Consider the following 21,217-nt stretch of genomic DNA (forward strand, 5'->3'; position numbering starts at 1 on the left):
CCAGTGCGAGAACGACAGTTCCCGGACGAGCGACACGAGTACGGCATAACCGGCGGCTACTGCAATCTGGCGCAGCCAGAACGCCACCCCTGTTCCCTTTTGCATATCCAACCCCCGCTGGATGGAGCTTCCCTAAACCCATCGCTCCTGCCGACTGACGAGAATGAGAGGCTTCCCAGGACGCCAGGCATGCCTCCAAAGCACAGAACATCGTAACCCAAATGGACTTCGCCTACCTCCCTCAAGAGGTTGAGCCTCCTTATCGGCAGGATCGTAAGTCCCTTTATTTGCGATGTTTTCCTACAGACTGGGAGGCAATAACCATGCCTTTGAGCACTGCCTCATCCTCGATGTGTGATGCACTTCACACTAATCGCTCCGTTGGACTTCCGAGGCGTCTCCGGGGTCAGTCGTCGAGGAAGGTGCGGCCCGCGTTCCACATCGTGCGGGTCATGGGGCGGTTTTCGTGGGGCGTCTGCAGCACCACGAGGGTGGTGGTGCTGATGCTGGAATGGATCTTCAGCAGGCGATCAAGCACCGATTCCAGGTGGGGAATGGACATGGCCACCACGCGCAGCAGGGCCGAATCCTCGCCAGCGAGGCGGCGGCAGTCGAGTACTTCAGGGATGTCCGCGACCAGCTGGCCTACGCGTGCGCAAATGCCACCATCGCAGCGCAGGCGGATCATGGCGTCGATCTCGTAGCCCAGCCTGCGCGGATTGACCACTGCGCGATAGCCAGTAATGACGCCCGCCTCTTCCAGCCGCTTGACCCGCTCCGCCACGGCCGGCGCGGACAGCCTCACCTTGCGGCCCAGCTCCGCATATCCCAGGCGGGCGTCCTGTTGCAGGGCTTCCAGCAGCTGCCAGTCGGTGGCGTCCCACAGTGGTTTCGATTCAAAGGTCGCAGCGTTCATGGACATTTTGATCGTTGGCAAAACAACACCATCGTACGCTGATCCATCATTCATGCGCACCCCTGGCCGCCTTACGATGCGCACGTTTTCTCCCCATCGGACATTCCCATGCAGACCCCGGAACGCCTGGACGGGCGTGCCCTCACCTATGTCGGCATCGCCCTGCTCACCTGGTCGTCCGCGTACGCGGCGATCGCCTACGCGCTGGCCTCCTTCACGCCCGGCGAAGTGGCGCTGGCGCGACTGGCCATCGGCTCGGCCTGCTTCGCCGTGCTGATGCTGGTGAAGCGCGTGCCGATGCCCGCGCTGCGTGACTGGCCGGCGCTGGCCGCGCTCGGCGTGATTGGCCTCAGCATCTACCACCTGTGCCTCAACACGGCGGAAACGCGGGTGGCCAGCGGCACCGCGGCCATCCTGATTTCGCTGGTGCCGGCCACCACCGCGGCACTTTCGGCGGTGTGGCTGCGCGAACGCCTTTCGCCGCGAACGCTCATGGGGCTGGCAGTGGCGCTGGTGGGCGTGGTGGTGGTGGTGCTGACCAGCGGCAAGGACGTCAAACTCGAGCCGATGGCTGCGATGGTGCTGGTGAGCGTCATCGCGTGCTCGATCTTCTTCGTCGGGCAGAAGCCGTTCTTCGCGCGCAACAGCATGCTGGGCGTCACGGGCTTCACCTTCTTCGCCGGTACGCTCGGCGCGCTGCCGTTCGGGCTGAACCTGCCGCATGCGCTCGCCGCCGCGCCCATGTCGCACATCGGCGCGCTGCTGTGGCTGGGCATCGCGCCCACCTTCATCGGCTACATCGCGTGGAACGCTGCGCTGCATCGGGCATCCGCCTCGCAGGTCAGCAGCTTCATCTACTTCTCGCCGCCGATCGCCGTGCTGATCGGCTGGGTGTGGCTGGGCGAACGTCCGACCCTGCTGACCCTGGTGGGCGGCGTGATCACGGTGGGTGGCGTGGTGCTGGCCAATGCCCGCCGCCGGTCGGCGCCGGCGGGCGCGGTGGCCGCCACGCCGGCCAAACAGAACTGATGCGGCCCGTTCGCCTGGTCGATCTTGCGGGTGCGCTGCCGCAGCCCTGGTCATCGCAAGTGATCGCCCGGTTCGGCGATGCGCAGCTGAAGGTGCTGCGCATGGACGAGTCCGCCTATCCGGAGGAAACCCACGACTACGCCGAAGGCCTGCTGGTGCTCGAAGGCGAGTTGCGACTGACCCTGGATGGCCACGCGGTGCGAGTGGGTGCAGGCGAACTCTGCGTGGTGCCGGCGGGCGTGCCACACAGCGTGGAGGGAGGCAGCCGGGGTACGCTGTTGATCGTCGACACCTGATCCGCCCGAGCCCGCCATGCCCACGCTCTACATCGCCAACAAAAACTACTCCTCGTGGTCGCTGCGCCCCTGGGTGTTGATGCATGAGCTGGGCATGGCCTTCGAGGAGAAGGCCGTGCCCTTCGGGCAGGGCTCGAACTGGGAACGGTTCCGCGCCTTTTCACCCAATGGCCGCGTGCCCTGCCTGCATGACAATGACGTCATCGTGTGGGATTCGCTGGCCATCGTCGAATACCTGGCCGAGCGCCATCCGGCCGTCTGGCCGTCCGAACGCAGCGCACGTGCATGGGCGCGCTGCGCAGCCGCGGAAATGCACGCGGGCTTTGCATCGCTGCGCAACCAGTGCGGCATGAGTTGTGGCCTTCGCGTGCGGTTGCATGGCATGGATGAGGCGCTCGGTGCAGACGTTGCACGCGTGAACGAGCTATGGAATGAGGGGCTCGCGCGCTTTGGCGGCCCCTTCCTGGCCGGCAAGTCGTTCACGGCCGTGGATGCGTTCTATGCACCCGTGATCTTCCGCGTGCAGACCTACGGGCTACCCATCCGGGGCGTTGCCGCCGATTACGTGGATCTCATGCTGGCCCTTCCGTCGATGAAGCGCTGGTATGACGAGGCGCTGCGCGAGACCTGGCGTGATGACGCCCATGAGGAAGAAGTTCGCCGCTACGGTGAGATCACGCAGGACCTGCGCGCAAGCTGATCAGGATACGTCCGGCGTCGTGTTGCCGTGGCGACGAACCCGCACGCGGCCAAGCGCGATCAGCGCGCTCGCCACCGCAATGAATGCCATCAGCACCCCAAACGCGTTGAGCAACACGCGAAGATAGCCCAGCGCGGGCACGTCCAGGAACGGATACGGATACCAGCCGTTCACCGCGCCCCGCAGCAGCACATAGAAGAAATAGCCGGCCGGGTAGCTTTGCCACACGAGGGCCTGGCGCCAGCGAAGATCTTGCTTGGGAACGGCCAGCCACCAGTACAGCAGGTAGAGCGGCGGCATGACGTCGTGCACGATCACGTCGGCCACCAGCAGCCAGCCCTGCGGATGCCAGAGCTGGCGCAGCATCAGGTTGTAGATGAGACCGACGATCACGATGCTCATCGCGATGGCGGTCTGCACGCCGGGTCGGAGAAAGAAACCGATGACCGGGCCATGTCCGGGCCCGATCGCCGCCGATGACAGCGCCTTGGCCACCAGCAGGTTGGTCAGGATGGTGTAGAAGCCGAGATACAGCCAAACGCCATCCAGTGTCGTGCCGCCGCGCGCCAGCGTGATCTGCACGGAAAACCACAACTGTAGCGCCAGTCCGAACCAGCCGAGCAGTGCGGCGAAGGCGGCCAGGGCGCGATGGTGCGGCATGTGGCTCCGGCGTCGATCAGGAGGCGGCGGCCGTTTCCTGCAGGCGCAGTGACCGGCGACGCCCCGCGGCAGCATACAGCCGCACCAGCAACGGAATGCTCAGCAGCAGGAAATTGTTCCAACCCGGCGCGAACCACGCGGCCACCAGTGAAATGGCTGCAGCCGTCGGCAATCCCCAGGAACGCCACCGCGTGGCGGCCACCAGTTCGGCCGGGACGTCTGGCCGTATATACGGCGGACGCATGGCGGCGGCGAACAACGCCCGTTGCAGCAGGCCTGCGGCCAGCAACGTGGCGGCATAGAACAGTTCCGGTATGCGCGCACGCGGGTTCGAACTCATCAAGGCCGTGGCAAACGGCATGAACGCCACCACCATCAGCAGCAGCATGTTGGGCCACACGATCATCGGGTTGTAGTCGACCAGCATGCCGAATATCCGATGGTGCGCGATCCACAGCGCACCGACTACGAGGAAGCTCAGCACGAAGCCCATGAAGCTCGGCTGCAGCGCCGCGAGCGCCTGCCAGTAGGGTTGGTCATCCCGCGTCTCGAGGTGCGGCACATGCACCTCGATGATCAGCAAGGTGATGGCGATGGCGAACACCGCATCGGAAAAGAACGTGAGGCGTTCGAGCTGCGAAGCATTCGTGCTCATGGGAACCCGTGGGGATTGCTGGATGAAGTGGCGGCATCCATCGGCAGGCGCTGGGATGCCGGTGCGTTCAGGTGTGCGCGGCAGGACAGGCCTGCCTGTGCGCCAGGCCGTTGGTGACGAATAGGAATACGAAATATCCCTCGCGGCCGGCGCTGTCCCTGACCTTGTAGATACCTACGGGCTTGGTGTCTTTCGCACCTGGCTGCCAGACCAGGGTGATGCCGTCCGTCGCCTGCAGGTGGAACGCCTCGCTCACCGCGTGGAGCGCGTCGGTTGTGGCTCGTTTGAACATCAACGGCTTGTTGCGGGGTTCGCCGTCGATCGTCAGCGCGTAGCCGCCATTGACGGCACGGATCTCGGTCAGATTGTGCTGCTCGCTGTTGGTCCAGGGCGAGCCCGTGTCCATGGCGAAGCAGCCGATGAATTCATTGGTCGCCGCGGTGGCGATGTGTGCCTGTTTCGCCGCGGCGTCGCACGGCGTTTCCTGGTAGGCCACCTGGCCGTCCTTCACGCATTTGTAGATGTCCGCCCGTGCAGGCGAAACCAGCAGCAAACAGACGAGCGCAAGGTACTTCATCGGTCCTCCCTAACCTGATGAGCGGCGCCTTTGCGCCGGTGATGTCAGAACTTGTAGCCGCGATGGATCGCCACGATGCCGTTGCTGAGGTTGCGCACGTCTACGCGGCCGAAGCCGGCGCGTTCCATCATGCCCTTCAGCGTTGCCTGGTCCGGGTGCTTGCGGATCGACTCGGCGAGGTACTGGTAGCTGTCCGCGTCGCCGGCAAACAGTTGGCCCAGCTTGGGCAGTACCTTGAACGAGTGGAAATCGTAGAGCTTGCTGAACAGGTCGCTCTGCACACGCGAGAACTCCAGCACCAGGGCGCGTCCGCCGGGCTTGAGGACGCGGCAGATGTCCGCCAGCGCCTTGTCCTTGTCGGTGACATTGCGCAGGCCGAAAGCCATGGTCACCGCGTCGAAGCTGTTGTCCGCGAACGGCAGACATTCGGCATTGAGCTGCGACCAGCGCAGGCCCGACACCAGGCCGCGGTCGGTCATGCGGTCGCGTCCCACGCCGAGCATGGCGGCATTGATGTCGCCCACCACGATCTCACCCTCTGCGCCCACCACGGGCCTGAGCAGCGCAGCGATGTCGCCGGTGCCACCGGCGAGGTCCAGCACGCGATCGCCACGACGCACGCCGCTGACGGCCACGAAATGGCGCTTCCAAAGACGATGGATGCCGAACGACATCAGGTCGTTCATCAGGTCGTAGCTGCTCGCGACGGAGGTGAATACCTGGCCGACGAGCTTCTGCTTGTCGCCGACGGGGACGTCGCGGAAGCCGAAATGGGTGGTCTGGGGCTGTTCGTTCATGGGTCCATGGTAGCGGATTGGGGTGCCGGGCTCACTTGGCGGGCCGGGCTTGCCCGCATCCGGGCTCATCGCGAGGTTGCTTCGCCAAAGGACTCCTCTGCCCGCACCTGCAGGAGCGCACCCTGTGCGCGATGGCCTTTGGCTCTTGATTCGGCGCAAGCAAAAAAAGGTGACCCGGACCGCGGCAGCGCTTCGGAAGCCCGCGGCAGGCGAGCCCACTGCGATACCGTCAAGCAAAAACCTGGCCCGCCACTGGATGGCTCGTTGCACCCGTTCCTTCGCGGTCTCGCTGCGTGTGTTCTGCGCGCTTCTCCTGCCTTTGCAGCAATGACGCGGGAAACACTGAGGCGAAAGGCATCGCGCACAGGGTGCGCTCCTACGGAGGAGATGCGCTCCTGTGTCGAGCCTCTTTGCCACCCGACATCTCTCCCGCGCTGACCACCTCGCGTCGCCCGCAGGAGAGAGCTGGCAACCGGAAGTGTTACAACGTCACCTTCCCATCCTGCTTGTACACCACGCCATCCTTCATCACGAAGCTGACCTTCTGCATCAGCGTGATGTCGTCCAGCGGGTTGCCGGGCACCGCGATCACATCGGCGCGGCGACCCACTGCTACCTGGCCCAGTTCGTCTTTCTTGTGCAGCAATTCTGCCGCATGCGTGGTGGCGGCCTGCAGCACGTACATCGGCGGCATGCCGGCCTGCACCATGTATTCGAATTCCTTGGCGTTCTGGCCATGCGGATACACGGCGGCATCGGTGCCGAAGGCGATCTTCACGCCGGCCTTGTAGGCCTTGCCAGCGGTAGCCTGGATGACCGGGCCCACCTGCAGGGCCTTGGCAGCCACCTGCGGCGGGTAGTAGCCCGGCTTGGCCGCCATTTCCTGCACGTACTTGCCGGCGATGATGGTGGGCACGTACCAGGTGCCGTGCTCCTTCATCAGCTTCATGTCTTCGTCGTTCATGAAGGTGCCGTGCTCGATCGAGTCCACGCCGCCGAGCACGGCGCGACGGATCGCTTCGGCGCCGTGCGCGTGCGCGGCCACGGTGAAGCCGTAGTCGTGCGCGGCGGTGACCACCGCCTTGATCTCCTCGATGGTCATCTGCGCATTGTCGGCGCTGCTGCTCTCGTCCAGCACGCCGCCGGAAGGCATGATCTTGATGACGTCCACGCCATCCTTGTAGTGCTGGCGCACGGCCTTGTAGGCGTCTTCGACGCTGTCGATCACGCCATCCTGCGCACCGGGATTGCCGGCGAGATCTGCACGGTAGCCATCGGTGGGATCGGCATGACCGCCGGTGGTACCGATCGGCTTGCCGGCGGTGAAGATGCGCGGCCCCGGCACGATACCCGCGTTGATCGCGTTGCGCAGCGCGATGGTCTCGTTGTGGCCGTCGCCGAGATTGCGTACGGCCGTAAAGCCGGCCAACAGCGTGCGGCGCGCGTAGACGGTAGAGCGCACGGCGTAGTCGGCCACGTTCCAGCGGAACTGGTCGGAGTAGCCGGTCGGGCTGGTCTCGTCCGAAAGATGGGTGTGCGAGTCGATCAGGCCGGGCATGCAGGTGGCATCGGCGAGCGTGACCTGCGAGAAGCGCGCGCCAGAACTCGCCGCAGCGTCACGGTACGGTGCGTCGTCCGCGTGGCCGCTCTTGATCTCCTTCACGCGGTTGCCTTCGATCACCAGCGTGGTCTCGCCCAGCAGCTTGCCCGCGGCGGTGTCCACCAGTCGCGCACAGTGCAGCACGGTAATGTCGCGATTGGGCTGGGCAGGTTCGGCAGCAAGGGCGGCAGGTACCGACAGCGCCGCCGCCACGGCGAAGGCAAGACGAGTGATCATGGTGAGCTCCCCGGGATGAGGGAGCCATCATAGGATCAGTCCGTGCCGCGATGCCCATGACGAACCGCACAGATGCGGCCCGTCACTCAAGATCAGGCCGTCACGAAGGCGGCACGCGGGGCTTCAGTCCTTGGTGGCTGCGTCGCTCTCGGTGCTTTCTTCCGCCACCGGCGTAACCACGGAGGGTGCGTGCTCGTGCTGCTCGGCCGCGACATGGCGTTCGTGCAGCGCTTCGCTGGAAGCGTCGGCGGGCAGCGGCTTTCCGGCGACAGCGGGTTCCTTGTCGCCATCGCCGCCGGGCGTGATCTTGAGGATGGAGTGGCGTACCTCGCGCGAAAGGATCACGCGTGCATCGCGCACCATGTCTTCCAGCGCATGGTCGTAGTCGAGCTTGCCCGCGCCGTCGGTCCACACGATACGGCTCTCGCGCAACTTCTGGATGAAGCCGCGGAACAGCGCCTTGTCGAAGAACTCCGGCGCCGACAGCTCGTTGAGCAGGCTCAAGCGCTGCGCGGTGAGCGTGCAGGCGTTTTCCAGCTCCGCGCCGGTGAGCGTGTGCGGGCCGTTCTTCACCAGTGCGGCGATGGTGATGTAGTAGCGCTCGAACGCCTGGATCAGGCTGCGCGCAATGATCTTGAGCTGGAATGCGGCATCGTCCTGGCCCGGGCCGCGCTCGAGCACGCGGCCATCGCCGGTGGCTTCCAGCAGGCCACGGCGCACGAAGAAGTCGATGGTGGACTGCAGTTGTTCCGCGAAGCCGTCGGCATCCCATGGCAGGAACAGCTCGCCCTGGATGAACGGATAGATGATGCGGCCCAGTCGCAGCACCGAGGCGCGCGACATGCGGCGATTGTTGAGGAAGCAGCATGCCACCCACGCGGCGGTGGCCGTGAGGTGCAGCACGTTGTTGCGGAAGTAGCTGAGCAATACAGCCTGCTCATCCTCGGTGACCAGCACGTCGCCCAGCGGATGGCGCACGCGACGGACCCAGCCCATCTGCTCGCCGTAGGCGATGATGCCCGGCGGGTCCATCGAGGTGAGCGTCATGCGGTCGGAGAAGGGCTGCTCTTCCAGCAGCGCCTTCATCAGCTCCAGCTGCGCCAGCAGGTCGTTCTCCGCCATCGCGTGCTTGGGGCTCGCGAGCAGGGCCAGCGCCAGCAGGTTGATCGGGTTCACGTCCGCGGCGCGATTGATGTTGATCTGGATGCGATCGGCCAGGTCATCCACCACACGGCCCAGCCATTCGGGCTTGGCGTCCGGATCGGCGGCGGTGGCGGCGCGCCAGTCGGCGCTGGCGGCATCGAGCAGCGGATTGAGCTCGATCGGTTCACCGAAGTTGAGCGCGACATGGCCATAGCGCTGGCGCAGCACCTTCAGGCCGCGCAGCAGGCCGAGCAGCGATTCCTTTTCCTTGGGTTTGCCGGAGAGTTCGCCGATGTAGCTCTTGCCTTCCATCAGCTTCTCATAGCCGATGTACACGGGCTGGAACAGCACCGGGCGGCGTGGCGCGCGCAGGAAGGCGCGAACGGTCATCACCAGCATGCCGGCGCGTGGCGCCAGCAGCCGGCCCGTGCGCGAACGGCCGCCTTCGATGAAGTATTCGATGGGCGCGCCGCGATCGATCAGCTGCGCGAGGTATTCGTTGAACACCACCGAGTACAGCGCGTTGCCCTTGAAGCTGCGGCGCAGGAAGAACGCGCCACCACGGCGCAGGATCGGTCCGATGCCCGGCAGGTTGAGGTTCACGCCGGCCGCGATGTGCGGCACCACCACGCCGGACATGTGCAGCTGGTAGGACAGCAGCAGGTAGTCGGCATGGCTGCGATGGCAGGGCACGTACACCACTTCGTGGCCGGGCGCGGCGGCGCGGGCCTTTTCGAAGTGGTGCATGGCAATGCCGTCGTACAGCTTGTTCCAGAAGTTCGACAGCAGGAACGACACCGAGCGCACCACCGGGTGCGAATAGTCGGCGGCGATCTCCATCACCATGTCGTGCGCGCGGCGCCAGGCCTTGGCGTGGCTGATGTTTTCCTTCGCGGCGACGGCGGCGATGGCGGTGCGCACCGGCTCGGCATTGAGCACCGCGTCGACCACGGTGCGTCGGTGCGACAGGTCGGGGCCGATCACGGCCGCGCGGATGCGGCGGAAATGCGTGCGCAGCACGCGGGCGATCTTGCGGGTGAGGCGTTCGGGGCGGATCTCGCCCGCTTCGTTCACCACCGTGCGCAGCGACACCGGCGTGGAGAAGTGCACCACGGTGTCGCGGCCGTTGAGCAGCAGCGCCAGCATGCGGCGGAAGCGACCCACCACGATCCAGTTCTCGGAGAACAGCACGCTGAACCAGCCCGACTCGCGGGTCGGTGCGCGGCCCACGTAGATCGACACCGGCACGATCTGGATGTCGCGCTCCGGGTCGCCGTCCAGCGACTTCACCAACTGGCCCAGCGGCTCGTTCGGCGAGCGCTGGCGGTTGCGCCCGAACAGCCAGCCGTCCCGTCGCGCCAGTGCAAACACCGAGCGCTTGCGGCGGGTGCCCGACAACGGCTGCATGGGTGTGGGCAGGCCCGCCTCGCGGCAGGCGCGCTCCAGGATCAGGGCATCGGAAAAGCCATCGCGCTCGATCACATAACAAACCGGCACGCCTGCCTGGAGCAGGGTGGCGGGTTCGGCGGGATCGCGGCGGATGCGTACCCAGGGTTCGAGCAGGTGCCCGGCAAGGTGGAACCACCAGGGCGCGCGGCTACGGGCGGGAGTGTCCGTGGTCGACATTTAAGGATGCTCTGCTCCATTCAACGTGGGTGTCATGATGTTCAGGAAGCCCTTGGGGCGGGGGGCGCGGCGCCGCCCGGGCTGGCCGCCTGAGCAAGTCGTGCGACTCGTCCCAAGGGCTTTCTGTACATCACCCGCAGGGCCGCCCAAGCCCGCCCTCAGCTGCACGCCGCACTGCCTCGACAGGCGGCCAGCCTGCCTTCGCCAGTGCAACGCACCGCTGAAGGCAGGCTGGAGTGGTGCCACCCGCATTGAATGGAGCAGAGCATCCTTAAGCATTCCCCGATTGTAACTGGTGACCCGGACCAACCGGGTTTCCGGTAGGGCGAAGACGCCGACAGACGCCGCCCCGGCCTTTTACCGGAGCACAAGTAAACAAGGTGTTCTGCGGGGCGTCGAAGGGCGGCAACCTTGCCGCGCGAGGCTGCTCAGTGCCTGGCAGCGCCCGCCGAAGAGGTCGCGGCTGCCGGGGAGGTCTTGCTGCCTGCAATATCCTTGCTGTTGGCAAGTTCCGTCGCTGCTGCAGCGCCCTTGATCGATGTTTCCGTTGCCTGAGTGGGTTCCGCAGTGCTGCTCGCTGGCGGCGGTTCCATCAACCGCTCATGCGAATCGCGTACGTTCTGCAGCATGTCGGCGCTGTACCAGCGGCCACCCTGTTCGATCAGGTCCGACTCGGTGGACAACGGTTTGCCAAGCAGCATGTAGTCGACGCGCACGCGGGCGTGGCCGTTGCGGTTCTCCAGCGTGGTCACTTTCACCGAGTCGAGCACGTCGTCCACCGACAGCCCATAGACGGCCAGCGCCTGCTTGATGCCGAGAAAGCCCGCGCTGTACTTCTGCATGGCCGTGTCGAAGTCCAGTCCGCGCAGCTGCTCGGGTGTCTTGATGTCGAGCTTGCGCGCCGTCGCCACGGCAATGGCGACGGCCTGCTTGGCGCGGGCCTGGTCGAACCAGGGCGCCTGCTGGGCCCATGGCGCCAGCACGTTGATTACCGCGGTGGCCTGCTGCTTCTGGGCGTTGGTGAGTTCCTTGCTCTGCGCCACGCCGGTGGCGGCAATGGCCTGCATGATGCCGATCATCACCGGCAGCTGGTCGCTGTATTGCTGCTGCAGCTGGGCCAGCTTGGGCTTGGCCAGCGCGTAGAGCTTGGTCTCCGCGTCAGGCTCGGTCAGCTGCTGCATGTTCTTGATGAAGTCTGCGCGGTCTTCCGGCGTGATCGGATGCTCGTCCGCGCGCGGACGGGTCCAGTCATTGCGCAGCGTGTCGTAGTCCGCGGGTGGCAGGCCGTGCTTCCAGAAGCCGGCGAAGTCGCCCACCTTGATCAGGGCGATGGACTGCTGCACCGAGGCTTCGGGCGTGTCGCTGCCGGCCACCACGGGCGCGGGTCCAGGCTTGTGGGTGGTCACCACCAGGGCGACCACCGTGGCCAGCACCAGCAGGGCGACGAATGCGCCAACGGTATAGAAGACGGATGAGCGACGCATGGAGTCTCGTTAGTGGCGCCCGATGGCCTGAAGCTTCGGGGCGGTCGGCGGAGGGTAAGCGTGTGGACGCGGCGTGAACAAGAGCCGGGTCGCCGGGCTGTGCGGCAGCCCAAAAAAGAAAACCCCGCGGGCGTTGGGCCTCACGGGGTAATCCGGCAGAGCCGGAAGGGAAATGGCCTTGCCTGCGGAATTATCAAGGTCAGCAGGTGTTGGCGGGGAGGATCTTACTTCCCCGTTAAAGTTAAAGCAATACTTGAGATTGTTCTGCGTAAATAGATGATTTATTTGATTGATTTCAATCGAAGCGCAGCGACTGGATCTTCTGGCGGCGGCGCTCATCGCGCGGCGCGGTCCAGTCATTATTGAACAAAGCCGGCTCCCATGCGCCATAGGTCGGATTGGGCAGCACGAACCAGCGGGTGCCGATCCAGTCCATATACGGGGCCATGGCCTTCTGGCGACCTTCCGCGTTATTGGCCAAAACAGTCACAAAATCGCCGATCTGGTCGCCAAATTGCATCAAGACGCGATATTTGTGGCTAATCAGCTGGCGACGGCAACCCTTCTCGGTACCGATCTGCTCGCAGTCCTCGACAAACGTGCCCAGACCCAGGAAGGCCTCCGGACCCGACACCGGCAGACCTTCCTTGCGCAGGTTGGCGAGCGTGTCCTGGTCCAGGTCCTTGGCGCGGTTGGAAATGTAGATCACGGCTACGCCGTGCTTGGCGGCGAACTGGGTGAATGCCACCACGCCGGGCAGGGCGCGGGCGCGCTGTTCCTTGCACCACTCAGCCCAGGCGGCCTCGTTGTATTCGCCACCGCTCTTGATCAGGCGAGCCTGGTAAGGCGAGTTGTCCAGCACGGTTTCGTCGATGTCGAGCACCACGGCCGGCTTCAGGCCCTTGGCAGGCGCGCTGCGGTCGCCCTTGGGCAGCGCGTCCCAGCTGGCATCGGCGATGGCGGCGGGCAGGCGGGCCTGCGCATCGCGATAGGTCTGCAGGTAGATCAGGTCGTGCTCGATCGCCGTCTGGCTCCAGGCTACCGCGTTGAGGTTGTCATCGGCAGGCGTCGCGGGAGCGGCGGGCGCGATGGACGCAGGCGTGGCAGCCACCGGGGCGGAGGACTTGGAAGGCGCGGCCGAGCAACCGGCAAGCAGGACCAGGGCGGCAAGGGCCGCCGGCAGACGAACAGACATGAAGGATTCCCGTGGAGACTGAACGAGCAGGATCGGGGAAGTTTACGACAGTGGCGTGTCGAACCCCTGGGGCTGGCGGCAGCCATCACGTGCTGACAGACTCGCACGAACCTTCGCTTCGCATGATCCGCATGGAACCCGCCCCGTCCCTCGTGCGCCCACCGTCGTCGGCCATCCGCATCGCCAGCTACGTGCTGGCGGCGCTCGCGCTGGTGCTGGTGCTCGGCCTCCGCCTGCTGCCCGCGCTGTTCGCCGGCCTGCTCGTATACGAGCTGGTGCAAGCCACGGCGCCGCTGCTGGGCAAACGCATCCCGGGCGATCGCGCGCGCGTGCTGGTGGTCGCCCTGCTGGGCACCATCGTGGTGGGTCTGCTGGTGCTGCTGATCCTCAGTGCGGTCAGCTTCCTGCGCAACGAGATCGGCAACCCCGAACTGCTGTGGCAGCAACAGCTGATGCCGCTGGTGGAAAAGGCGCGTGAGCAGTTGCCGGCCACGGTGGTGGGCTGGCTGCCCGACAGCGTGGACGACCTGCGCGTGATGGCGCTGGAGCTCACCCGCAAGCATTCGGTGAGCCTGCAGACCGTGGGCAAGGAAGCCGCCCGTGTATTCGTGCACATCCTTATCGGCATGGTGCTGGGCGCCATCGTCGCGCTCAGCCGCACGCGGCCCGCGCATCAGGTCGGCCCGCTTTCCGCGGCGCTGGGCCTGCGCTGCCAGCGGCTGTCCGAGGCGTTCCACAACATCGTGTTCGCGCAGATCAAGATCTCGCTGCTCAACACCGTGTTCACCGCGATTTTCCTGCTGGGCGTCCTGCCGCTGATGGGCATCCACGTGCCGCTGGCCAAGACGCTGGTGGTGCTCACCTTCATCGTTGGCCTGCTGCCGGTGATCGGCAATCTCATTTCCAACACTGCCATCACTATCGCCGGCCTTTCCGTGTCGCTAGGCGTGGGCATTGCCGCACTGGGCTTCCTGATACTCATCCACAAGCTCGAGTACTTCCTCAACGCACGCATCGTAGGCGGACAGATCCGCGCCCGCGCGTGGGAACTGCTGGTGGCGATGCTGCTGATGGAAGCGGCGTTCGGCTTGCCGGGGTTGATCGCGGGGCCGATCTACTACGCATATCTCAAGAGCGAGCTTGAGGCGGAGCGGTTGATTTGAGTGATTGCTTGGTCCTTCGCAGGGATGACGAGCAAAGTGCACCGCGCTCTGCATATACCGTCATCCCCGCGAAGGCAGCGAGCCAGTGCCTTCGACTTTCATGCATCCGTGACTAAACGGGCAGCGAATCACTCACCCGCCCGCCAGCATCGCCGCAATCTTGGCCATATGCGATTCGGCTGTCTCGCGTACCACTTCCTTGTCCGCTTCTGGGTCCTTGCCCTGCCAGTGCAGGTCGTCCTGCGGTAGCTCGTGCAGGAAGCGGCTCGGCTGGTTGCTGTTCACCTCGCCGTAGCGCTTGGTCTTGGCCGACCACGACAGCGTCAGCATTTCCTTGGCGCGGGTGATGCCCACGTACATCAGGCGGCGCTCCTCGTCGATGCGGCCCTCGTCGATGGCGCCTTCGTGCGGCAGTGTGCCTTCCTCGCAGCCGACGATGAAGACGAAGCGGAACTCCAGTCCCTTGGCCGCGTGCAGCGTCATCATGCGCACCGCATTGCCGGGCTCATCGCGATCGGCGTGGCTGAGCAGAGCAAGTTGCGCGGCGAGATCGCCGGCGCTGTTGTTGCCCTTCTGCATCGCGCGGAACCAGTCGGCCAGTTCGCGCAGGTTGCCCAGGCGGCGCTCGCGCAATGCGGGGTCGGTCGTGGTCGCGGCGATCTGTTCGGCATAGCCGGTGCGCTTGAGCACCATGTCCACCAGATCGGCTGCGCTGTTGTGCAGCGAGGCGCTGCGCAATTCATCCATGAGGTTGGTGAATGAAGCCAGCGCGGCGGCCGGGCGCGGCGTGAGCTGGCGCAGCACAGCGTCGCTGCGTGCCGCGTCGAGCAGTGACGCGTGGCGGGTCTGCGCGATCTGGCCCAGCTTCTCCAGCGTGGTCGAACCGATCTCGCGCTTGGGCACGTTCACCACGCGCAGGAAAGCGGCGTCATCGCTCGGGTTGGTGAGCAGGCGCAGATAGCAGAGCAGGTCCTTCACTTCCGCGCGATCGAGGAAGCTCAGCGCGCCGGTGAGGTGGTACGGCACGCGCGCCAGGCGCAGCGCCTTTTCCAGCGGACGTGCCTGGAAGTTGCCGCGATACAGGATGGCGATGTCGTGCCAGCGCGCCTTGTGCTTCTCGGCCAGCGTGGTGGCGATGGCGGCCACGCGTTCGGCCTCGTGCTCGTTCTCCTTGCACTCCAGCACGCGAATCTGGGCCCCTTCCGGATGCTCGCTCCACAGCTTCTTCTCGTGCAGGTGCGGATTGTTGGCGATCAGCTTGTTGGCGGCGCGCAGGATGCGCTTGCCGCAGCGGTAGTTCTGTTCCAGCTTGATCACGCGCAGCGCCGGCCAGTCCTTGCCGAGCTGGTCGATGTTCTCCGGATTGGCGCCACGCCAGGCGTAGATCGACTGGTCGTCGTCACCCACGCAGGTGAAACGACCGCGCTCACCAGTCAATGCCTTGAGCAGGCGGTACTGCGCGTCGTTGGTGTCCTGGTATTCGTCCACCAGCAGATAGCGCAGGCGCTCGCGCCAGGCCATGCGGCATTCCTCGTCCGATTCGAGGATGCGCAGCGGCAGGCGGATCAGGTCGTCGAAGTCCACCGCGTTGAACGCGGAGAGTCGCTGCTGGTAGAGATCATAGATGGTGGCCGCATCCAGCTCGCGCGGACTGCGCGCGGCGGCCAGCGCTTCCTCGGGCGACAGGCCCGCATTCTTGGCGCGGCTCACCAGGTTGCGGATGCCGAACAGCACGTCGGGCTTCACGCCCTTGGGCGAAAGCTCCTTGATGATGCCCTCGCTGTCGTCCGCATCGAGCACCGAGAAGCCCTTGCGCAGGCCGGCGCGTGCATGCTCCATCTGCAGGAACTTCAGCCCCAGCGCATGGAACGTGCATACCGTGAGCGCAGCGGCATCCTCGCTGGTGATCAGCTTGGCCACGCGCTCGCGCATTTCCTTCGCCGCCTTGTTGGTGAAGGTGATGGCTGCAATCTTGGAAGGGGCGAGCTTCTTGCGGGCGATCAGGTACGCGATCTTCTGCGTGATCACGCTGGTCTTGCCCGAGCCGGCGCCGGCCAATACCAGCAGCGGGCCGTCGCAGTGTTCGACGGCGGCCAATTGTTGGGGGTTGAGCATGGTGTGCGCAGCGGCGAGAGCGGCGCTCGATGGTAGCAGAGGCCGGTCGCATCGACGGGCGATCGACTTGCAAAACGTTATGCTGAGGCCCCGGTCTCGGGCGCCCGTGGGGCGCTCGCCTCACAGGAGCGTGAGCATGGCGCGGTTACTGGTTCTCCTGGCCTGGATGGTGTGCGGTGTCGCGTGGGCGCAGACGCCTTCCGAAGGCGACATCAAGCGCAGCGGCGCCGTGCTGGCCGACATGGACACCGGGTCCTTCATCAAGGAACACCCTGACCTGCGCTTTCGCCACCTCGGCATGGAGGCATACCGCGAAGGTCGCAAGCAGGAAGCGTTCGAGAATTTCAGGCTGGCTTCGCGCTACGCGGACAAGACCTCGCAGGCGCTCATCGCGCTGATGTACTGGACGGGCGATGGCGTGCCGCGCGATCGCGCACGCGCCTATGCGTGGATCGAGCTCGCCGCCAGCCGCGGTTATCCGGAGCTGCAGCGCCAGCGCGACCTCTACTGGATGCAGATGACCGACGAGGAGCGCATGCAGGCGCGCGAACTGCGTCAGATGCTGGATGGCGATTACGGCGACGAGGCGGGCATGCGCCGGTTGACGGTGGAGCTGGGCAGCATCCGCTCCGCGGTCACCGGCAGCCACCTGGGCTGGGTCGGCAGCGGTGTGGTGATCTATGCGGACAGCGCCAGCCAGGCGGCCGCTGGCCAGGCCGTCGCTGGCCTGCTGGATGGCTCCGCATCCGGCCAAGACATGAGCGTTGCCAGCGATTCCAAGCGCCTCACCACCGCCGAATATCTCAGGATGAAAGACCTGCAATGGCAGGTGCAGATGCAGGGCCGAGTGGAAGTGGGCGACCTGCAGCAGGTGGACAAGCCGCCAGTCGACGAGCCGAAGCCTCCCGGCTGAGGGACGCCTTCGCGCCGGGTTGCTGGTATCGACGTGCGACGCCGACGGGACCGCGCCAGGCCGCGCGCGGGCGACCGATCTCCACGCGCCAGGCGCTACCATGTGCGGCCTGCGCCCCAGGAACCGACATGGCCAAGCTGTACTTCTATTACTCGGCAATGAATGCCGGCAAGACCACCACGCTGCTGCAGAGCGCGTACAACTACCACGAGCGCGGCATGCGCACGCTCATCCTCACCCCGGCGCTGGACAATCGTTTCGGCGAGGGCGTGGTGGCCTCGCGCATCGGCCTGAAGGCCAACGCACGCCGCTTTGCCGGCGACGAGAACCTGCTGGCGTTGGTGCAAGAGGACATCGCCGCGCGCGGACCGCTGCACTGCGTGTTCGTCGACGAGGCGCAGTTTCTCAGCAAGGCCCAGGTGTGGCAGGTCAGCGACGTGGTGGACAAGCTCAACATTCCGGTGCTTGCCTACGGCCTGCGCACCGATTTCCGCGGCGAGTTGTTCGAGGGCAGTGGTTACCTGCTGGCCTGGGCCGACAACCTCGAAGAGATCAAGACCATCTGCCATACCGGCCGCAAGGCCACCATGGTGGTACGCGTGGACGAGCATGGCCGCGCCGTCACCGAAGGCCCGCAGGTTGAGATCGGCGGCAACGACCGTTATGTCTCGGTGAGTCGCGCCGAGTTCAAGAACATTACGGAAGGACACGGCAGGATAGAGTTGCAGCAGCCGGTGCTGCCGCTGGGCGAGGGGCATTGAGCCTCCCGCACCCATTCAAGGAACGGTATGTCCAAGATTCCCTTTCCCGCCTGGCAACGCCCGCATTGGCAGCCCAATGACGAGGAAGTGCTGCTGCAGTTCTACGTGTTCGGCAAGTTCGAACCGGGACGCGCGCCTTCCACGGACTACGGTAGCGAGGGCCTGCCCGAAGGCGTGGAACTGACCAGCCACCACCACGGCGCGCTGCGCCAGTGGGAAGGTTATCCCTTGCGCGGCAGCATCGGCCGCATGTTCAAGGAGGACGCCCCGGAGGCCTACAGGCTGGCGCTCGATGCGCCGGAAGTGCTGGTCGTGCGCGGCCGCCTGCCGGACAGCGGCGACACCGGCTACCTGCGCGACACCCTTGGCGTACTGGCGGCGCTGCTCGATGTGGGCGGCACGGCCATCCTGGATCCGCAGATCCTCACCTTGTTCGATGCCGACAGCTGGCGCCGGCGCTATGTCGTCCGCGACGGCGCGCCGATCCGCAACCACCTGCTGATTCTCTGCGACGAAGACGAGGCGCAGGGCCGCCAATGGATCCACACGCGCGGCATGCGCAAGTTCGGGCGTCCTGACATCAGCATCCGCAACGTGCCCGAAGGCGACATCGACCGCGCCGGCCTGCTGTGCGAACGCCTGGTGGAACTGGAGGCGCTTGGCGCGCACTTCATCGACGGCCAGCCGCTCGATGCCGAAGGCCTGCATGGCGGGCTGGCCGCGCGTCTTGGCGGCGGCGAGGAAGACGCCGACTTCAACAATACCTTCGCGGAATTCCGCTGGCCGGATTGACCCGCACCCAGCTCCCACACTCTACGTGTGGGAGCGCACCCTGCGCGCGACAGCCATCTTGCCGCGCGCCCAGTGGATGTTCGCAGGCAAGCACGTGATTCCAGCCTCTCGTCTTGCGAAACCAGCCTCGGGCAACTCTTCAGTGAGAGCTGCGCCGCAGCCTACTTCTGGCACGTCGGACACCAGAACGTCGAACGCTGCCCCAGCACCACCTGTCGTATCGGCGTGCCGCACACGCGGCAGGGCTCGCCTTCCCGCCCATAGACCTGCAGCTCGCGGAAGAAATAACCGGGCGCGCCATCGGGGTTGATGAAATCGCGCAGCGTGGTGCCGCCGCGCTCGATCGCCCACGCCAGGATGCGCTTCACCTCGGCGGCGAGCCGCGCATAGCGTGCGCGTGAAACCGAGCCTGCGGGCTTGCGCGGATCGATGCCCGCGGCAAACAACGCCTCACTCGCGTAGATGTTGCCCACACCGACCACCACGGCGTTGTCCATCAGGAACAGCTTCACCGCCGCCGTGCGGCCGCGCGAAAGCTGCCACAGCACATCGCCGTCGAAGTCATCGGTAAGCGGCTCGGGGCCCAGTGAGGCGAGGAGTTCATGGGTTTCGCCGGGCGCTTGCCACAACAGGCAACCGAAGCGGCGCGCATCGGTGAAGCGCAGCACGCGCGGACCTTCCGTAACGGAAGGAGCAAGTGCGATATCCACATGATCGTGCTTTCCCACCAACGCATCCGGCGGCAACACGCGCAGCACGCCGGTCATGCCCAGGTGCAGCAGGGCGCTGCCGGCCTTGGTGTGCAGCAACAGATATTTCGCACGGCGTTCCACGTCGAGGATGCGCTGGCCGGGCAGAAGCTCGCTGATTTCCGGCGGGATCGGCCAGCGCAGGTCAGGCCTGCGCAGCGTCACCCCGCTGACCGTGCGACCGATCAGGTGCGGGGCGATGCCGCGGCGAGTGGTTTCGACTTCGGGGAGTTCGGGCACGAGGTGTCTCGGTTGAAAGCCATCACTGCAGGAGCGCACCCAGTGCGCGATCTCGGCACGGCGAGGCGCCTGTCCTGCGGGGTGCGCTCCTGCAGAAGAACCGGCGCGTCAGCTCCAGTCGTTATGAAAACTTCCCGGTTTGTCTACGCGCTCGAACGTGTGCGCGCCGAAGTAATCACGCTGCGCCTGCAGCAGGTTCGCGGGCAGCTGTTCGGCGCGATAGCCGTCGTAGTACGCAATGGCGGAGGAGAAGCACGGTACCGGCACGCCGGCCTGCACGGCAGCGGCCACCACGTCGCGCAGAGCCGGCTGGTATTGCGTGGCGATGTCGCGGAAATACGGGTCGAGCAGCAGGTTCTTCAGCTGTGCATCGCGTTCGTAGGCGTCGGTGATCTTCTGCAGGAAGCGCGCGCGGATGATGCAGCCGGCGCGGAAGGTGCTGGCGATGGTGCCGTAGGGCAGGTTCCACTGGTACTCATCGGACGCCGCGCGCAGCTGCGCAAAACCCTGCGCGTAGGACACGATCTTGCTGAGGTAGAGCGCGCGACGCACCGATTCGACGAATGCCTTGCGCTCGCCGCCGAACTTCGCGGGATCAGGGCCGGGCAGTACCTTGCTGGCGGCGACGCGTTCGTCCTTCAGTGCGGACAGCAGGCGTGCAAACACCGATTCAGTGATCAGCGGCAGCGGTACGGCAAGATCCAGCGCGCTCTGGCTGGTCCACTTGCCGGTGCCTTTCTGCGCCGCGCGATCGAGGATGATGTCGACCATCGCCTTGCCGGTGTCCTTGTCCTTCTTGGTGAAGATGTCCGCGGTGATGCTGATGAGGTAACTGTCGAGCTCGCCCTTGTTCCAGTCGGCGTACACCTCGGCCAGTTCATCGTTCGACAGGCCCAGCACGTGGTGCAGCACCGCGTAGCTTTCGGCGATCAGCTGCATGTCACCGTACTCGATGCCGTTGTGCACCATCTTCACGTAGTGCCCGGCGCCGTTCGGCCCCATGTACGCCACGCAGGGCTCGCCATCGGGCGCGCGTGCGGCGATCTCGGTAAGGATCGGTGCAACGAGGTCATATGCGTCGCGCGGCCCGCCCGGCATGATCGACGGACCATGCAGCGCGCCTTCTTCGCCGCCGGACACGCCGGTGCCGATGAAATGCAGGCCCGCCGCACGCATCTCGCTTTCGCGGCGCATGGTGTCCTTGAAGAACGTGTTGCCGCCGTCGATCACCACGTCGCCCTTGTCCAGCAATGGCTTGAGCTGTTCCAGCGTGGCGTCGGTGGGCTCGCCCGCCTTCACCATCAGCAGGATGCGGCGTGGCTTTTCCAGCGAATCGACGAATTCCTGCAGCGTGAAGGTGGGCACCAGCCGCTTGCCGGGATTCTGCGCAACGACTTCGTCCGTGCGCTCGCGATGGCGGTTGTAGATGGAAACCGCGTGACCGCGACTCTCGATGTTGAGGGCCAGATTGCTGCCCATCACGGCCATGCCGATGACGCCGATCGCCTGCTGACTCATGTCGTCGCTCCTGACTTTAGGATGCGCCTTGATATGGGGAGGACGGGGCAG

19 protein-coding genes are annotated in these 21,217 nt (G+C 65.5%); 7 read left to right on the forward strand and 12 right to left on the reverse strand.

Features of this window, described 5'->3' with window-relative positions:
- Positions 1-406: 406 nt before the first annotated feature.
- Entirely contained in the window at positions 407-916 is a 510-nt protein-coding gene (locus VFG49_RS09690; protein WP_324859883.1) for an Lrp/AsnC family transcriptional regulator, read from the reverse strand.
- A 108-nt stretch (positions 917-1,024) separates the two neighbouring features.
- Here VFG49_RS09690 and VFG49_RS09695 point away from each other — a divergent pair, with 108 nt between their 5' ends.
- The 3 genes from VFG49_RS09695 to VFG49_RS09705 are packed head-to-tail and all read left to right on the forward strand — an operon-like array spanning position 1,025 to position 2,941.
- Entirely contained in the window at positions 1,025-1,945 is a 921-nt protein-coding gene (locus tag VFG49_RS09695) for a DMT family transporter (RefSeq protein ID WP_324859885.1), read from the forward strand.
- Complete coding sequence (locus VFG49_RS09700; RefSeq protein ID WP_324859887.1) at positions 1,945-2,241, forward strand: cupin domain-containing protein; 297 nt, start codon at positions 1,945-1,947, stop codon at positions 2,239-2,241. Before VFG49_RS09695 ends, VFG49_RS09700 begins: the two co-directional genes overlap by 1 nt.
- Positions 2,242-2,257: 16 nt before the next feature.
- Entirely contained in the window at positions 2,258-2,941 is a 684-nt protein-coding gene (locus VFG49_RS09705) for a glutathione S-transferase family protein (protein ID WP_324859889.1), read from the forward strand.
- On the opposite strand, the gene VFG49_RS09710 is transcribed toward VFG49_RS09705, so the two are convergent.
- From VFG49_RS09710 to VFG49_RS09745, 8 genes are all read right to left on the reverse strand, one after another.
- Complete coding sequence (locus VFG49_RS09710) at positions 2,942-3,601, reverse strand: Pr6Pr family membrane protein (protein ID WP_324859891.1); 660 nt, start codon at positions 3,599-3,601, stop codon at positions 2,942-2,944.
- A 16-nt stretch (positions 3,602-3,617) separates the two neighbouring features.
- On the reverse strand, positions 3,618-4,256 hold the full coding sequence (locus tag VFG49_RS09715) for a TMEM175 family protein (protein WP_324859893.1): 639 nt from the start codon (positions 4,254-4,256) through the stop codon (positions 3,618-3,620).
- 67 nt (positions 4,257-4,323) lie between these two features.
- The gene (locus VFG49_RS09720; protein WP_324859895.1) at positions 4,324-4,833 is read right to left on the reverse strand and encodes a DUF4124 domain-containing protein; all 510 of its coding nucleotides are present in this window, start codon (positions 4,831-4,833) and stop codon (positions 4,324-4,326) included.
- Positions 4,834-4,877: 44 nt separating this feature from the next.
- Positions 4,878-5,630 carry a bifunctional demethylmenaquinone methyltransferase/2-methoxy-6-polyprenyl-1,4-benzoquinol methylase UbiE gene (gene ubiE, locus VFG49_RS09725; RefSeq protein ID WP_324859897.1) on the reverse strand — a complete coding sequence of 251 codons (753 nt, stop codon included), beginning with the start codon at positions 5,628-5,630 and terminating at the stop codon, positions 4,878-4,880.
- A 481-nt stretch (positions 5,631-6,111) separates the two neighbouring features.
- The gene (locus VFG49_RS09730) at positions 6,112-7,467 is read right to left on the reverse strand and encodes an amidohydrolase family protein (RefSeq protein WP_324859899.1); all 1,356 of its coding nucleotides are present in this window, start codon (positions 7,465-7,467) and stop codon (positions 6,112-6,114) included.
- 123 nt (positions 7,468-7,590) lie between these two features.
- The gene (gene plsB / locus VFG49_RS09735; protein ID WP_324859901.1) at positions 7,591-10,236 is read right to left on the reverse strand and encodes a glycerol-3-phosphate 1-O-acyltransferase PlsB; all 2,646 of its coding nucleotides are present in this window, start codon (positions 10,234-10,236) and stop codon (positions 7,591-7,593) included.
- Between the two features lie 428 nt (positions 10,237-10,664).
- Positions 10,665-11,720, reverse strand: a complete 1,056-nt coding sequence (locus VFG49_RS09740) for a hypothetical protein (RefSeq protein ID WP_324859903.1) — start codon at positions 11,718-11,720, stop codon at positions 10,665-10,667.
- Between the two features lie 295 nt (positions 11,721-12,015).
- Positions 12,016-12,915, reverse strand: coding sequence for a 5'-nucleotidase, lipoprotein e(P4) family (locus VFG49_RS09745; protein ID WP_324859905.1), 900 nt, complete (start codon positions 12,913-12,915; stop codon positions 12,016-12,018).
- A gap of 131 nt (positions 12,916-13,046) precedes the next feature.
- Between VFG49_RS09745 and VFG49_RS09750 the strand changes: the two genes are divergently transcribed.
- Positions 13,047-14,078 (forward strand): AI-2E family transporter, encoded by a 1,032-nt coding sequence (locus tag VFG49_RS09750; protein ID WP_324859907.1) that lies wholly within the window; start codon positions 13,047-13,049, stop codon positions 14,076-14,078.
- A gap of 132 nt (positions 14,079-14,210) precedes the next feature.
- Here VFG49_RS09750 and VFG49_RS09755 read toward each other — a convergent pair whose 3' ends face one another.
- Complete coding sequence (locus VFG49_RS09755; protein ID WP_324859909.1) at positions 14,211-16,193, reverse strand: UvrD-helicase domain-containing protein; 1,983 nt, start codon at positions 16,191-16,193, stop codon at positions 14,211-14,213.
- 136 nt (positions 16,194-16,329) lie between these two features.
- On the opposite strand from VFG49_RS09755, the gene VFG49_RS09760 reads away from it, so the two are divergent.
- The 3 genes from VFG49_RS09760 (at position 16,330) to VFG49_RS09770 (ending at position 18,659) form a co-directional block, all read left to right on the forward strand.
- The gene (locus tag VFG49_RS09760) at positions 16,330-17,106 is read left to right on the forward strand and encodes a hypothetical protein (protein ID WP_324859911.1); all 777 of its coding nucleotides are present in this window, start codon (positions 16,330-16,332) and stop codon (positions 17,104-17,106) included.
- A gap of 128 nt (positions 17,107-17,234) precedes the next feature.
- Positions 17,235-17,867: a thymidine kinase gene (locus VFG49_RS09765; protein WP_324859913.1), complete on the forward strand. Its 633-nt coding sequence runs from the start codon at positions 17,235-17,237 to the stop codon at positions 17,865-17,867.
- A 27-nt stretch (positions 17,868-17,894) separates the two neighbouring features.
- On the forward strand, positions 17,895-18,659 hold the full coding sequence (locus VFG49_RS09770; protein ID WP_324859915.1) for a hypothetical protein: 765 nt from the start codon (positions 17,895-17,897) through the stop codon (positions 18,657-18,659).
- Positions 18,660-18,820: 161 nt separating this feature from the next.
- On the opposite strand, the gene mutM is transcribed toward VFG49_RS09770, so the two are convergent.
- Both mutM and gndA read right to left on the reverse strand, forming a co-directional pair.
- Positions 18,821-19,648: a bifunctional DNA-formamidopyrimidine glycosylase/DNA-(apurinic or apyrimidinic site) lyase gene (gene mutM / locus VFG49_RS09775; protein WP_324859917.1), complete on the reverse strand. Its 828-nt coding sequence runs from the start codon at positions 19,646-19,648 to the stop codon at positions 18,821-18,823.
- A 108-nt stretch (positions 19,649-19,756) separates the two neighbouring features.
- Positions 19,757-21,166, reverse strand: coding sequence for an NADP-dependent phosphogluconate dehydrogenase (gene gndA / locus VFG49_RS09780; protein WP_324859919.1), 1,410 nt, complete (start codon positions 21,164-21,166; stop codon positions 19,757-19,759).
- Positions 21,167-21,217: the final 51 nt, after the last annotated feature.

Source organism: Dyella sp., assembly GCF_035685885.1.
In the GTDB taxonomy this organism is placed as follows: domain Bacteria; phylum Pseudomonadota; class Gammaproteobacteria; order Xanthomonadales; family Rhodanobacteraceae; genus Dyella.

What these genes read in the sequence shown, in the direction of transcription:
- VFG49_RS09755 (WP_324859909.1), bottom strand. Translation starts at nt 16,193, where the DNA reads ATGCTCAACCCCCAACAATTGGCCGCCGTCGAACACTGCGACGGCCCG.
- VFG49_RS09690 (WP_324859883.1), bottom strand. Translation starts at nt 916, where the DNA reads ATGAACGCTGCGACCTTTGAATCGAAACCACTGTGGGACGCCACCGAC.
- VFG49_RS09760 (WP_324859911.1), top strand. Translation starts at nt 16,330, where the DNA reads ATGGCGCGGTTACTGGTTCTCCTGGCCTGGATGGTGTGCGGTGTCGCG.
- VFG49_RS09705 (WP_324859889.1), top strand. Translation starts at nt 2,258, where the DNA reads ATGCCCACGCTCTACATCGCCAACAAAAACTACTCCTCGTGGTCGCTG.
- VFG49_RS09720 (WP_324859895.1), bottom strand. Translation starts at nt 4,833, where the DNA reads ATGAAGTACCTTGCGCTCGTCTGTTTGCTGCTGGTTTCGCCTGCACGG.
- VFG49_RS09740 (WP_324859903.1), bottom strand. Translation starts at nt 11,720, where the DNA reads ATGCGTCGCTCATCCGTCTTCTATACCGTTGGCGCATTCGTCGCCCTG.
- VFG49_RS09745 (WP_324859905.1), bottom strand. Translation starts at nt 12,915, where the DNA reads ATGTCTGTTCGTCTGCCGGCGGCCCTTGCCGCCCTGGTCCTGCTTGCC.
- VFG49_RS09715 (WP_324859893.1), bottom strand. Translation starts at nt 4,256, where the DNA reads ATGAGCACGAATGCTTCGCAGCTCGAACGCCTCACGTTCTTTTCCGAT.
- VFG49_RS09765 (WP_324859913.1), top strand. Translation starts at nt 17,235, where the DNA reads ATGGCCAAGCTGTACTTCTATTACTCGGCAATGAATGCCGGCAAGACC.
- VFG49_RS09710 (WP_324859891.1), bottom strand. Translation starts at nt 3,601, where the DNA reads ATGCCGCACCATCGCGCCCTGGCCGCCTTCGCCGCACTGCTCGGCTGG.
- VFG49_RS09750 (WP_324859907.1), top strand. Translation starts at nt 13,047, where the DNA reads ATGGAACCCGCCCCGTCCCTCGTGCGCCCACCGTCGTCGGCCATCCGC.
- VFG49_RS09730 (WP_324859899.1), bottom strand. Translation starts at nt 7,467, where the DNA reads ATGATCACTCGTCTTGCCTTCGCCGTGGCGGCGGCGCTGTCGGTACCT.
- VFG49_RS09695 (WP_324859885.1), top strand. Translation starts at nt 1,025, where the DNA reads ATGCAGACCCCGGAACGCCTGGACGGGCGTGCCCTCACCTATGTCGGC.
- VFG49_RS09700 (WP_324859887.1), top strand. Translation starts at nt 1,945, where the DNA reads ATGCGGCCCGTTCGCCTGGTCGATCTTGCGGGTGCGCTGCCGCAGCCC.
- plsB (WP_324859901.1), bottom strand. Translation starts at nt 10,236, where the DNA reads ATGTCGACCACGGACACTCCCGCCCGTAGCCGCGCGCCCTGGTGGTTC.
- gndA (WP_324859919.1), bottom strand. Translation starts at nt 21,166, where the DNA reads ATGAGTCAGCAGGCGATCGGCGTCATCGGCATGGCCGTGATGGGCAGC.
- ubiE (WP_324859897.1), bottom strand. Translation starts at nt 5,630, where the DNA reads ATGAACGAACAGCCCCAGACCACCCATTTCGGCTTCCGCGACGTCCCC.
- VFG49_RS09770 (WP_324859915.1), top strand. Translation starts at nt 17,895, where the DNA reads ATGTCCAAGATTCCCTTTCCCGCCTGGCAACGCCCGCATTGGCAGCCC.